Below are 12,765 nucleotides of genomic sequence, written 5' to 3' on the forward strand. Positions count from 1 at the left end.
TTAAAATTAAATGATTCGTTCTACCGTCTTTAAAAAAGATAAAGTTCAGAAAAAATCGATAAGGTCGATCTTTTCTGAACAAAGGTAATACAATAATCTACTATTACTGCATTAATTTGAAATTACAGGTTCTTTCCCTTTAACCACTTTACTTTCCGCTTCTTTATTTTGGCAATCTTCACACACGCCATACAAATTTAGGGAATGATGCTTAATGTCGAATTTAAGCAAGTCGCCCATAAGGCTTTGGATTTGATTTATACGAGGATCACAGAATTCGACTACCTTATTACATTCAATACAAATAACGTGATCATGTTGCTTATATCCATAAGACTTCTCGAATTGAGCCATATTACGGCCGAATTGATGTTTCGTTACGAGATCGCAGGAAACTAACAACTCTAGGGTATTGTAAACCGTTGCGCGACTCACCCGATACTTCTTGTTCTTCATGTGGATGTATAAGGATTCCACGTCGAAGTGATCTGAACGCGAGTAGATTTCCTCTAGAATCGCGTAGCGTTCCGGAGTTTTTCTTAGATTTTTGTTTTCTAAGTAAGCTTCAAATATTTTTTTTACCGTCTGGTAGCTTTCAGCTTGGTTCATAGTGCTTTTTAAAATCTCTTACAAATTTATCATTTTCTATTGTAAAAAACGAGGCTTTCACCCAAGGATGACATTTCCTAGATTAAATATCGGCTTCATAGCGTGTTACGCCTGTAATACCACCAATATCTTTGAGATTCTTCATCAAATTCTCTAACTGTTCGGTGTTGTTTACGAAGACCATAATATTCCCTTCAAATATGCCCTCGTTGCTTGTTATAGCCAAAGAACGAATATTTACATGAAACTCCTGAGAAATCACGTTGGTTATCTTATTCACCAAACCAACGTCGTCAATCCCTACGATACGTAACCCGGTTAAGAAAGCGACATGCGTCTGTGATGATGCCCACTTTGCCTTTAAGATCCGATAACCATAATTAGCCATGAGTTTAGATGCATTTGGACAACTGGTACGGTGTATTTTAATACCATCATTAACGGTTAAAAAACCGAATATATCATCTCCGGGAATGGGGTTGCAACATGGAGCAAGTGTATAATCAACCTGCTGAAAGTCGTCTCCAATAAGGATGGTATCTACCTCCTTTTTATTTATCTTTTCAACAAGTCCCGTGATATGGGAATTGAATTGATTGTGATTTTGTTCGGGTGTTTTTTCACTCGCGGCGTATTCCCGTAAGTTCCTGACATCAACAATTCCCTTGGCTACGTTATAAAAAAGTTCCTGCGAACTAGGATATTTAAAAAAGTTTGCAATTTTATTGATATTATCCGTATTGTATGTGATTTTCAAGGACTTCAGCTTCCGTTCGAGAATTTCCTTACCATCTTCTGCAACGCGTCTTTTTTCTTCTTTTAATGAGGACCGGATTTTGGATTTCGCCTTAGCTGTCACAACAAAGCCTAGCCAATCTTCCTTTGGCGTTTGTTTACTGGATGTGATAATCTCCACCTGGTCACCATTTTGAAGAGGATGACTCAGCGGAACCAATTTGTGGTTCACCTTGGCACCAATACACGTTGCTCCAATATCAGAGTGAATCTCAAAAGCAAAATCCAAAGCAGTCGCTCCATTGGGTAATTGAACCAGTGTACCTTTTGGTGTAAAAATAAAAATCTCATCCGAAAACAGATTCATTTTAAAATCATCGACAAAATCCAGGGCATTTTGCTCTGAGCTACTCAGCATATTACGGACCTTTTGTATCCACTGATCGAGTCCGCTATCCGAATTAGACTCTTTGTATTTCCAGTGGGCAGCAAAGCCCTTCTCTGCAATTTCGTTCATTCGTTTGGTACGAATTTGTACCTCTACCCATTGTCCACGAGGTCCCATGACCGTAGTGTGTAATGACTCATAACCGTTTCCTTTAGGGGAAGAAACCCAATCCCGAAGACGATCTGGGTTCGGTCTATAAAGATCAGTGATGATGGAATACACCTTCCAGCATTCTGTTTTTTCCCGTTCCGTTGGCGTATCAATGATTACTCGTATGGCAAAAAGATCATATACTTCTTCAAAAGGAATAGACTTTTTACGCATTTTATTCCATATGGAATAGATCGATTTGGGGCGGCCGTAGACCTCCGCCTTTATACCTTGTTCTACTAATATTTCTTTAACAGGGCCAATAAAATCAGAAATGAATTTTTCACGCTCCGCTTTTTTCTCATTGAGTTTTCTAGCGATAAATTTATAAGTGTCAGGATCTGTGTATTTCATGGACAGATCTTCTAACTCAGATTTTATGGCGTAGAGTCCAAGTCGATGTGCTAATGGAGCATATAAATAGCTCGTTTCGGAAGCAATCTTTAATTGTTTATGTCTTGCCATAAACTCCATGGTGCGCATATTGTGCAATCTATCCGCTAGCTTGATCAAAATGACGCGGACATCATCCGCCAATGTAAGCAACATTTTTCTGAAATTCTCTGCCTGCATTGAACTGTTCGGATCAAAAATTCCAGAAATTTTCGTCAATCCGTCAATGATCCGAGCCACCTTTTTACCAAATTGGGCTTCGATTTCCTGTAGGGTGATTGAAGTATCTTCTACGACATCGTGTAAGAGTGCACACACAATAGATGTCGTTCCTAGACCAATTTCTTCCGCTGCAATCTGCGCTACGGCGATAGGGTGGTAAATATAGGGCTCACCAGATTTTCGCCGCATATCTTTATGGCTTTCTAGCGCTAAATCAAATGCTTTACGGATCTCTTGTTTATCGCCGCGTTGTAAGGTGGGTTTGCAAGCTCGGAGTAATGCACGGTATCTCTTTCTGATTTCCTTGTTTTCTGCTTCAATGTCAATCACATAATCTTCCATATACACGCTGAAAAAAGTTGCTTTTCTATTTTTTTGTTCTTATTTTTATTATGTTTTCCGAGGTAATAACATAGGAAGGAAAACAATATATAAATATAGCAAATATTTTAGAGACTTTAAAATACGTAAATATTTTCCAAGGGTGATGATGAGGTTAATTGTGTCGGGCATGTACTTGTGTTTTCTTCTTCCGTTGGCAGGGAAAGGACAAGTATTACAAGTGCCGCATTATGGAGATGGAGAAGGGGAAATTGTACAACATTATCCTACTACGCGATTGGAGAACGGGGAAATTGTCCCTTGGTTTCCGATTGATGACGTCCAGGTTACGGCCAAACGGACGTTCAAAACACAGGAAGATAGATTGCGTTATCTTCGTCTAGAACGTAACGTACTACGAGTTCTTCCATATGCCATTTATGCGCAAAAACGTTATGAACAGCTGGATCGAGACCTGGCCTTAGTTTCGTCTAAGCGAGAAGAACAAAGGTTGATCAAAGCTTGTGAACAAGAAATCAAGAATAAGTTTAATGCCGAAATTAAAAATCTGAGTATCTCGCAAGGACAAATATTGATTAAACTGGTGCAACGTCAGACTGGAAACACAAGTTACGAATTGGTAAAAGAAATGAAAGGCGGATTGTCTGCTTTCTTCTATCAGTCGGTGGCAAAAGTCTTTGGGCATAACTTGAAATCTGTTTACGATCCGGAAGAAGATTTCGAAATAGAAAACATCATCCGAGGCTACGAACGGATGCGGCCTATAAAGAATTTACACGGAAACAATTATTGATTCAAAATACGAAAGAACAGTTATGCATACGGTTTATGACTATCATGGCTTACAATTTAACGGAGAGCGGAAATCGTTGCAGGACTATGCAGGTAAGGTATTACTGATTGTCAATACTGCTAGTCAGTGTGTTTTCACCAAACAATTTAAATCACTCGAAAAGCTCTATCAAAAATACAAAAATCAAGGTTTTGAAGTTTTGGCTTTTCCCTCGAATGATTTTCGTGGACAGGAACCCATGACTGGCCTACAATTGGAAACTTTCTGTCGGATACATGAACAGGTTACTTTTCCGGTTTTCAAACGAATCCATGTCGTTGGAAAATATTGCGACCCCTTGTATCAATTTTTGTCCGATAAATCCAAAAACGGTCGGGTAGGTGTTAGACCTCTTTGGAATTTTCATAAATACCTCATCGATAAAGAAGGGAATGTTGTAGACTTCTTTTACAGTCTGACGAATCCGCAAGCATCGCGAGTTATGACAAAAATTGAACAATTAATCGCCAAATAAAAAGGATTAAGTTTTTTTATCTTTGTAGCCAAAATGGAAGGCTTATGAAGTTAGATTTGATGATTATGACAGTGCATCCCGATGATGCTGAGCTGGGCTCTGGAGGCACTATTGCTAAATACGTTAATGCTGGCAAAAATGTAGGAATTATTGATTTAACCCAAGGTGAACTGGGTACGCGTGGAAGTGCACAAATTAGAAAAGAAGAAGCGAGCCGAGCCGCACAAATTCTAGGTGTTGCAATCCGGGAAAACTTAGAACTTCGTGACGGATTTTTTAAAAATGATGAAGAAAACCAACGAATCATCATTCAGTGTATCCGAAAGTATAAACCCGAAATCGTAATCACCAATGCTCTAGACGATCGTCATCCAGACCACGGTAGAGCAAGTCAGCTGGTAAATGACGCACTTTTTTTGAGTGGCTTGCGGCGGATAGAAACCTTCGCAGAAGGTGTTTCTCAAGAGGCCTTTCGGCCGAGATTACAGCTACAACTTATTCAAGACAAATACATACAGCCCGATATTATTCTAGATATTACGCCTTTCTGGGAAATTAAAGAACGGTCTATTTTAGCATATACAACGCAGTTTAATGCGAAAGCAGGGGACACCGAGCCACAAACTTATATTTCCAACCCTGATTTCATGGAATCCACGCGGGGAAGAGCTTCTGAATTTGGTCGTCATATTCAGGTTCGTTATGCAGAAGGATTTACAGCTAGAAAATTACTTGGTGTACAGGATCTTTTTCAATTAATTTGATATGCCCTTAGCGTTACTACACGTACACCATATTGCTATAATCTGTAGTAATTATAACAAATCTCTTCAATTCTACACAGAAATTTTAGGATTAGAGCTGTTAACTGAAGTATTTCGTAAGGAACGAAATTCGTATAAAGCGGATCTCGCTTTGCGCGGACAGTATACCATTGAACTATTTTCCTTTCCTGATCCGCCTGTTCGCCCTTCTTATCCAGAAGCTGCAGGCCTACGACATCTTGCCTTCGAAGTAGCAGATGTATATGCAGCGGTGGTAACTTTGGAAGAATACGGTATTGTATGCGAACCTATCCGCGAAGATGAAAGAACAGGAAAAATGTTTTTCTTTATAGCCGATCCAGACGGTTTACCGATTGAATTTTACGAAAAATAACTTGCAATAGACAGAGATACTCGGCAAAGTATATTCTAAATAGGTTCTCTTTTATTTCTTTTGCTAAAAAAATTAGTATTATCTTTGTGAAGATAAGAAAGGAGAGACTATGCGATCACAATCTGAAAAACAAATTGCCATATCATCCCTGCAACAACAGATATATCAATGGGAAGGATATAAACAAAGCGAAACTCCGGTAATACAACTGGGATTGGGAGAAATAGAGTCTGTTTTTCCGGAAGGAACCTTTCCAGTTGGTGCCATTCATGAATTCATATATAACCAGATGGAGGAGTTGGCAGCAAGCAGTGGATTTATTGGAGCGTTGCTCTCTTTTATACTAAAGGAACAAGGTATGTGTTTGTGGATAAGTCCTGAAAAACAGCTGTATGCACCTGCTATAAAAACATTTGGTTTAAATCCTGATCGTATAGTCTTTGTACATATGCATCGCGAAAAAGACATTTTGTGGGCGTTGGAAGAAGGTCTGAAATGTAGCGGCCTTCTAGCTGTTGTAGCGGAGATCCGTGATCTCAATTTTGTTCAATCAAGAAGATTGCAGCTTGCTGTAGAAAAAAGTGGAGTTACAGGATTTGTTCTACATCCACATAAACGTACATTAGGATCAACCACTTGTATTGCCCGCTGGAATATTAAACCAATTCCCAGTCTAATAATTGATAAGCTACCGGGCATTGGCTTCCCTCAGTGGAAGGTAGATTTACTAAAAGTGAAAAATGCGGATCCCTCACAATGGATTATCAGCTGGCAACACGGCAAATTTTATGGACGGATAATCAAAGAATATTTTCCCAAACCTAACGAATTAGTTAGACAGCAGATTGGATAGGTCATGGAAAAACGGTATGTAGCGATTTGGTTCCCTTTTTTGGTTACGGATTGGTATATAAGACAATTTCCTTTATACAAAAACGTTCCTTTAGCTGCCGTGCTTCCGTTGCATGGACGCATGTGTATTACCGCTGTAAATAGAGCTGCTTTTAATCTTGGTATACATGTAAATATGGTACTTGCAGATGCCAAAGCGGCTGTGCCTGACCTTATTATTTTTCAGGATACCCCCAAGCGATCCTCTACTTTATTGCAGAAGATTGGTTACTGGTGTATTAAATATACGCCTCTAATCGGCTTAGATGGATTGGGGGGATTGATTCTGGATAGTACCGGATGTACACACTTATGGGGGGGAGAAAAAGCTTATCTATCTGATATACAATTGGAATTATCTCAGCGCGGGTACACGGTGAAGGTTGCTGTAGCGAATACCATTGGTGCCGCTTGGGCTTTAGCCAGATATGGGAACCATAACCTCCCTATCGATTCACCAAATATCAACGAAAGCCTCAATAGCCTACCTCCGGAAGCTTTACGACTAGAAAAGACAGTAATAGATCGTTTATATAAGTTAGGTTTAAACACACTGGATAGGTTTATGAACATACCCTTGTCTTCTTTACGGAGAAGGTTTGGTGCAGAGTTGGTACAGCGCATTGAACAGTTCAACGGAACCCGTGAAGAGTGTATACACCCTTTAAAGGCACTTGACCCTTACGAAGAAAAATTACCGTGCATGGAACCGATCAGAACAGCTAAAGGCATCGAAATTGCCATCGAAAAATTAGTGAATCGGATATGCAATAGGCTTGCTAAAGAAGGAAAAGGAATACGGAAGGCCAAAATGATAAGCTATCGCGTAGATGGTAAGCTAATTCCGATCGAGATCGGGACCAATCGGCCTACCGTAAATAAAAAACATCTGCTTGATCTTTTTGTACTTCAAATACAGATGATCGAACCAGCCTTGGGTATTGAACTTTTTACACTTCATGCATCGCATGTCGAAGATTTGGCTTTGTACCAAGAACGTTTGTGGGCCGTTGATCGTACTGTCGAAAACAAGAAATTGGCAGAACTATTAGATCGGTTGAGGGGACGGGATATGGATTGCCATATTCATCGGTATTTACCGGATGAACACCATTGGCCTGAACGTGCTATTCGTACAGCTACATCTTTATTCGAAGAAGCTACGATCCCATGGCCCAGCAATTGCACCAGGCCTACCCGTTTATTACACCCTCCTGAACCCGTTATGGTTACAGCTCCCATTCCGGATTGCCCGCCTTTGATGTTTCGTTATCAGGACGAAGTACATTACATAAAACGTGCCGATGGCCCCGAACGTATTGAACGGGAGTGGTGGTTAGAACAAGGTGAGCATCGAGATTATTATGCGGTCGAAGATGTCAAAGGAAATCGATATTGGCTTTTTCGCTTGGGACATTATTTAGGAGATCGTTCACCGAATTGGTATTTACATGGTTTTTTCGCTTAAGACAAAATGGGATATATCGAATTGCAAACAACAAGTAATTTTAGTTTTCTCCGAGGTGCTTCGCATCCAGATGAATTAATTAAGCAGGCGGCAACTTTAGGTTATGAAGCCATTGCGATGACCGATCGGAACAGTTTGGCGGGTATTGTCCGGGCACACGTTGCAGCCAAGAAATGGAATATCCGACTCATTCTAGGATGCCGGGTGGATCTGATGGATGGTCATAGTCTTTTAGCTTACCCGATTAATAAAAAAGGGTATGGGAATTTGTGTACCTTATTGACTAAAGGAAACTTACGCGCAGAGAAGGGAAGTTGTCATTTATATAAATCAGATGTTTACGATCATCAACTGGACATTCTTTTTATTGTCACTCCTCCAGAAAACCTGCAAGAAAATTTTGAACTTCCTTTCGAATATGTACAGGATGTATCCGAATATGCTACCCACCTGAAAGAAAACCTCTACTTAGGTATGTCGAAGCTTTATCAGGGAGATGATGCGAAACGTTTGTATCGTATCTCTACTTTCGGATGGAAATTGGGGATTCCATTGGTAGCTTTGGGCGATGTGTACTATCACGAGCCTGAGCGTCGTGAATTACAAGATGTATTGACGTGTATTCGGGAAAAATGCACGATACAACAAGCCGGTTTTCGTTTACACGCAAATGCAGAGAGATACTTGAAATCAAGTGTGGAAATGGAACGACTTTTTTGCAATTATCCCGAAGCTTTAGCCAATACCATGAATATTGTTGAAACCTGTCGTTTTTCCTTAGATGAACTACGTTATGTATATCCTCAGGAGTTGACAAGCGAAGGCCGGACTCCACAAGAGGAACTAACCCGGCTAGTTTGGAAGGGGGCCAAGATGTGTTTTAGCAAAGAAGAATTGCAAAAGCATTGTGCTGCCATTCAGATGGAGTTGGACTTTATCGAACGAAAAGAGTATGCCTCCTATTTTCTAACGGTATACGATTATGTGCGTTTCGCGCGGGAGCGAAATATCCTTTGCCAGGGAAGGGGATCAGCAGCAAACTCGATCGTTTGTTTTTGTTTAGGCATTACCTCGGTCAATCCTACACAAATTAAGTTGCTTTTTGCACGGTTTATGTCCGATGCACGGGACGAGCCGCCCGATATTGACGTGGATTTTGAGCACGAACGAAGGGAGGAGGTAATCCAGTACATTTATGAAAAATACGGACGTAATCGTGCAGCAATTGTAGCAACTGTAACACAAGAACGCGCTAAAGGTGCTTTACGAGATGTTGGCAAGGCTATGGGATTATCTATGGATGCGTTAGGTAAGGTTTCTCAAACAATTGGATCACATTGGGATATCGAAATAGAACCGGAGCGCTTTGCTGAACAAGGGTTTAATATAGAAGATCCGCATTTTAAAAAGGTTTTAATGCTTAGTAGTCAACTTTTGGGCTTTCCCCGGCAACTGGGACAGCATACTGGAGGTTTCGTGATTACACAGGGAAACATTCATGAACTCTGTCCCATTATCAATGCTCGTATGGAAAACCGGACGAACCTAGAGTGGAATAAGGATGACCTAGAAGCTCTTGGCTTTCTGAAAGTGGACGTTTTAGGACTGGGCATGTTAACGTGTATCCGTAGAGCTTTTGATTTAGTAAAAACACATTATGGGAAGGAGCTGACACTCGCTATGCAAGCCAATGATCCTAAGGTCTATGAAATGATTAGCGAGGCGGATACACTGGGCGTGTTCCAAATCGAAAGCCGTGCTCAAATGTCCATGTTGCCACGCCTGCGTCCAAGAGAGTTTTATGATTTGGTTATCGAGGTGGCCATCGTACGACCTGGTCCAATTCAAGGCGATATGGTTCATCCTTACTTACGAAGAAGAAATGAAGAAGAAGCCGAAGAGTATCCATCGGAAGAAATCAGAGAGGTGTTGAAACGTACCATGGGTGTTCCATTATTTCAAGAACAAGCCATGGAAATTGCAATTGTCGCTGCAGGCTTTACTGCCGCGGAAGCGGATGCACTGCGCCGGAGCATGGCGACTTTTAAGTCTAAAGGAGAGGTCAGTGCTTTTCGAAAGAAGATGGTGGAAGGCATGGTAAGTAAGGGATATGAAGAAGAATTTGCCATTCGCGTTTTTAGACAGTTGGAAGGATTTGGAAGTTATGGTTTCCCAGAAAGTCATGCTGCATCTTTTGCTATGTTGGTTTATGTATCAAGTTATATTAAATGTTATTTCCCCGCGATTTTTGCTGCTGCGTTATTGAATAGTCAACCCATGGGATTTTATCAACCAGCGCAAATTGTTATTGATGCGCAGAAACATGGTGTAATCGTACTTCCAGTGGATATTAATTATTCTTATTGGGATAATACCTTGGAGAAAGCACATTCAGGAGAAAATAATTTACGACTAGGCTTTAGGCAGGTAAAAGGACTGCACGAAGAAGATATACAACAGATAATAAGGCATCGAAACGAAAGCTATCAACGAGTGGATCAATTGGCCAATATACTGTCGACCCCAGTATTGGAGCGTTTGGCAGATGCGGATGCTTTTCGTTCCATGGGATTGGATCGGAGACAGGCGCTTTGGGAGATCGCTGCTCTCCAAGATAGACCTATTGCACTGTTTCGGAATCATGTATCAAATAGTGTAATGGAGGGACAGATTTCTCTTCCTCTGATGACACCTAGTGAACATGTGGTGCAAGATTATGCACATATTGGTTTATCGGTAAAGGCGCATCCCGTGAGCTTCTTACGAGACAAATTAGATGCATCGCATGTTGTCCCTAACCATAAGCTTATCCGTGTTAAAAATGGTATGCCGGTTAAAGTATGTGGCTTGGTAACGGTCAGGCAACGACCGGGAACAGCAAAAGGCGTCCTTTTTGTAACTATTGAAGATGAAACAGGATTTGCAAATTTGGTCGTTTGGGGAAAGGTATTTGAAAAATACAGGAGGGAAATCTTACAATCTAAATTATTATTAGCGGAAGGACATATTCAAGTTGAACGTACCGTGATCCACGTCGTGGTAAAAAAATGTTATAATTTAAATAGTTGGTTGGTACAGCTTGAGGATGGACAATTATATGGAGACGACGTTTTTCATAAAGGGCGTAATTTCCAGTGATCCGATTAAAATCTTCTTTCCCGTTCGTCTAAACCTATTAGGGACGACAACGGGTATGTCGGAATTTTCCAAATTATGTAAACTTAATACCTTGAAAAACGCCTTTTCTAACCTTTTTTAGCTCAAAGCTGCACATTCTTTATAAGTCGTTCAATTCGTCAATGCCCTTGTTTTGCTCTTTCAATTACTTATCTTTATACGACAATTCGTTTTATAATTTATGAACATAGTTACCCGTACCTTTTGCACATTTGCCTGTACAACGTCTTTGTTTTGTCAACTACAAGCCCAAGAATCAGCACTTGAATCAGAAATCAAACAATATATCGCTACAAAGAAAGCGACAGTTGGTGTATCCATTATTAATCCTGAATGTCAAGACACATTTTACATCCATGGGAACAAACATTTTCCCATGCAAAGTGTTTTTAAGTTTCACATTGCGACCGCAATGTTAGCTCGGGTGGATCAAGGTGTCTTTTCGTTAAATCAGATCATTCCCATACGGAATGAGGATCTAACGCCGGATATTTGGAGTCCGTTGCGGGAAAAATATCCCAGTGGTGTTAAGTTGCCTTTATCTGAAATTATTATCTATATGCTTTCACAAAGCGATAATGTAGCATGTGATGTTCTATTAAAATTGCTAGGCGGACCGGCGGAGGTAGAACGTTATATAAAAAGTAAAGGTATATCAAACATTGGGATCGCAATCAACGAAGAAACCATGCAGAACAATTGGGATCTCCAATTTCAGAATTGGACGACGCCCAAAGCCTGCACCAAAGCTCTAGAAACCTTCTTCTATAATCGCCATCAAGAACTTTCCGAAACGAGTCATGCATTTTTATGGGATGTTATGAAAAAAACAGAAACGGGCGCAAATAGATTAAAAAGGGGGGTGCCTCCTGGAACTATCGTAGCACACAAAACGGGATTTTCTGGAACGAGGAACGGCGTTACCGAAGCGGTTCACGATGTAGGTGTTCTTTTTTTACCTAGCAGCACACCTATTTTCATTACCGTCTTCGTATCACATTCTTTAGAGGATATTGCCACGAATGAAGCTATAATCGCAAAAGTGGCTCAACTTACATATGCTTATTATACAAAATAATTCTTACTGATAACTGTTCAAAAAAAATCCCGAAGCGGGGAGCTCCAGGATTTTACCAAACCAATTATTAACCTAAATTATGAAATTATACGTAAATAACGACTTCCTGTAAGCAGTAGTATATTTTTATTGATTTCTTAACTATTTTTAACATTTACGTCTGTTGTTGTCAAAACTTATAACCGACCGATAAACTAACTACCCGATTGCGACTATCCAGATCTTTGCTGCTTTTATTCAAGCCATGATTATACCGCAAGTCCAACGTGTAGTTTTTGAAGTCTAATCCGAGGTTGATCATTGCATCGTATGTAAACGATTTAAAATCCGAACCTGAGGTTACCCTTTCCTTCTTGAGCTGATAATTGAACTGAGGGCCTAATGCCCCGCGTAATTTTATATCATCCCGCTCATAAAAAGCACACCCCACCTGTATAGGCAAATTCAGCTGATAGAACGAAGGTGTGTAATCTTTTTGTGAAAATTGGTAAGAAGATTTATAAATTGACAGGTTTAGTTCTGGCTGAATATAAAATCTTCCGGAAGTACGTGCAAAGATCCCAGCCTGTACACCAAACTGCGCGTTGTCGTCAGTCACCTTGCTCCCATAGGAGGGCAGGCTATATAAACCTCCCAGTTTGGCTCCAAAATCTATTTCTTGAGCTTGGGCGGTATCCGGTGAACTGAAGCAAACGATCAAAGCGATTGCACCTAACTGCATTACTGTTTTCATGTTTTTTGTGTTTTTCATCTATTTAATTCTGATATATATTTATGATAAGACAAA

General features: G+C 40.3%; 11 protein-coding genes. 8 read left to right on the forward strand and 3 right to left on the reverse strand.

The window, feature by feature from the left end:
- Positions 1–111 precede the first annotated feature (111 nt).
- Both ACFSR5_RS04440 and ACFSR5_RS04445 read right to left on the reverse strand, forming a co-directional pair.
- The gene (locus ACFSR5_RS04440; RefSeq protein ID WP_380901124.1) at positions 112–609 is read right to left on the reverse strand and encodes a Fur family transcriptional regulator; all 498 of its coding nucleotides are present in this window, start codon (positions 607–609) and stop codon (positions 112–114) included.
- A gap of 82 nt (positions 610–691) precedes the next feature.
- Positions 692–2,899 (reverse strand): RelA/SpoT family protein, encoded by a 2,208-nt coding sequence (locus ACFSR5_RS04445; protein ID WP_380901126.1) that lies wholly within the window; start codon positions 2,897–2,899, stop codon positions 692–694.
- A gap of 145 nt (positions 2,900–3,044) precedes the next feature.
- On the opposite strand from ACFSR5_RS04445, the gene ACFSR5_RS04450 reads away from it, so the two are divergent.
- The 8 genes from ACFSR5_RS04450 to bla all read left to right on the forward strand — a co-directional run bounded on the left by ACFSR5_RS04450 (position 3,045) and on the right by bla (position 11,978).
- Entirely contained in the window at positions 3,045–3,692 is a 648-nt protein-coding gene (locus tag ACFSR5_RS04450) for a DUF4294 domain-containing protein (RefSeq protein ID WP_380901128.1), read from the forward strand.
- A 22-nt stretch (positions 3,693–3,714) separates the two neighbouring features.
- On the forward strand, positions 3,715–4,206 hold the full coding sequence (locus tag ACFSR5_RS04455) for a glutathione peroxidase (RefSeq protein WP_380901130.1): 492 nt from the start codon (positions 3,715–3,717) through the stop codon (positions 4,204–4,206).
- Between the two features lie 44 nt (positions 4,207–4,250).
- Positions 4,251–4,970, forward strand: coding sequence for a bacillithiol biosynthesis deacetylase BshB1 (bshB1, locus tag ACFSR5_RS04460; RefSeq protein ID WP_380901132.1), 720 nt, complete (start codon positions 4,251–4,253; stop codon positions 4,968–4,970).
- Position 4,971: 1 nt separating this feature from the next.
- Positions 4,972–5,364, forward strand: a complete 393-nt coding sequence (gene gloA2, locus ACFSR5_RS04465; RefSeq protein WP_380901134.1) for an SMU1112c/YaeR family gloxylase I-like metalloprotein — start codon at positions 4,972–4,974, stop codon at positions 5,362–5,364.
- Between the two features lie 109 nt (positions 5,365–5,473).
- Positions 5,474–6,217: an ImuA family protein gene (locus ACFSR5_RS04470; protein ID WP_380901136.1), complete on the forward strand. Its 744-nt coding sequence runs from the start codon at positions 5,474–5,476 to the stop codon at positions 6,215–6,217.
- Between the two features lie 3 nt (positions 6,218–6,220).
- On the forward strand, positions 6,221–7,723 hold the full coding sequence (locus ACFSR5_RS04475; protein ID WP_380901138.1) for a Y-family DNA polymerase: 1,503 nt from the start codon (positions 6,221–6,223) through the stop codon (positions 7,721–7,723).
- 6 nt (positions 7,724–7,729) lie between these two features.
- Positions 7,730–10,861, forward strand: coding sequence for an error-prone DNA polymerase (locus ACFSR5_RS04480; RefSeq protein WP_380901140.1), 3,132 nt, complete (start codon positions 7,730–7,732; stop codon positions 10,859–10,861).
- Between the two features lie 220 nt (positions 10,862–11,081).
- Positions 11,082–11,978 (forward strand): class A beta-lactamase, encoded by an 897-nt coding sequence (gene bla, locus ACFSR5_RS04485; protein ID WP_380901142.1) that lies wholly within the window; start codon positions 11,082–11,084, stop codon positions 11,976–11,978.
- Positions 11,979–12,147: 169 nt separating this feature from the next.
- Here the strand turns inward: bla and ACFSR5_RS04490 are convergent, their stop codons facing one another.
- Complete coding sequence (locus ACFSR5_RS04490) at positions 12,148–12,711, reverse strand: porin family protein (protein ID WP_380901144.1); 564 nt, start codon at positions 12,709–12,711, stop codon at positions 12,148–12,150.
- Positions 12,712–12,765: the final 54 nt, after the last annotated feature.

Source organism: Sphingobacterium suaedae, from assembly GCF_042684625.1.
Taxonomy (GTDB): Bacteria; Bacteroidota; Bacteroidia; order Sphingobacteriales; family Sphingobacteriaceae; genus Sphingobacterium; species Sphingobacterium suaedae.

Bases quoted from the DNA above. Each gene is read 5' to 3' on its own strand.
- ACFSR5_RS04440 (WP_380901124.1), bottom strand. From the start codon at position 609: ATGAACCAAGCTGAAAGCTACCAGACGGTAAAAAAAATATTTGAAGCT.
- ACFSR5_RS04445 (WP_380901126.1), bottom strand. From the start codon at position 2,899: ATGGAAGATTATGTGATTGACATTGAAGCAGAAAACAAGGAAATCAGA.
- ACFSR5_RS04450 (WP_380901128.1), top strand. From the start codon at position 3,045: ATGATGAGGTTAATTGTGTCGGGCATGTACTTGTGTTTTCTTCTTCCG.
- ACFSR5_RS04455 (WP_380901130.1), top strand. From the start codon at position 3,715: ATGCATACGGTTTATGACTATCATGGCTTACAATTTAACGGAGAGCGG.
- bshB1 (WP_380901132.1), top strand. From the start codon at position 4,251: ATGAAGTTAGATTTGATGATTATGACAGTGCATCCCGATGATGCTGAG.
- gloA2 (WP_380901134.1), top strand. From the start codon at position 4,972: ATGCCCTTAGCGTTACTACACGTACACCATATTGCTATAATCTGTAGT.
- ACFSR5_RS04470 (WP_380901136.1), top strand. From the start codon at position 5,474: ATGCGATCACAATCTGAAAAACAAATTGCCATATCATCCCTGCAACAA.
- ACFSR5_RS04475 (WP_380901138.1), top strand. From the start codon at position 6,221: ATGGAAAAACGGTATGTAGCGATTTGGTTCCCTTTTTTGGTTACGGAT.
- ACFSR5_RS04480 (WP_380901140.1), top strand. From the start codon at position 7,730: ATGGGATATATCGAATTGCAAACAACAAGTAATTTTAGTTTTCTCCGA.
- bla (WP_380901142.1), top strand. From the start codon at position 11,082: ATGAACATAGTTACCCGTACCTTTTGCACATTTGCCTGTACAACGTCT.
- ACFSR5_RS04490 (WP_380901144.1), bottom strand. From the start codon at position 12,711: ATGAAAACAGTAATGCAGTTAGGTGCAATCGCTTTGATCGTTTGCTTC.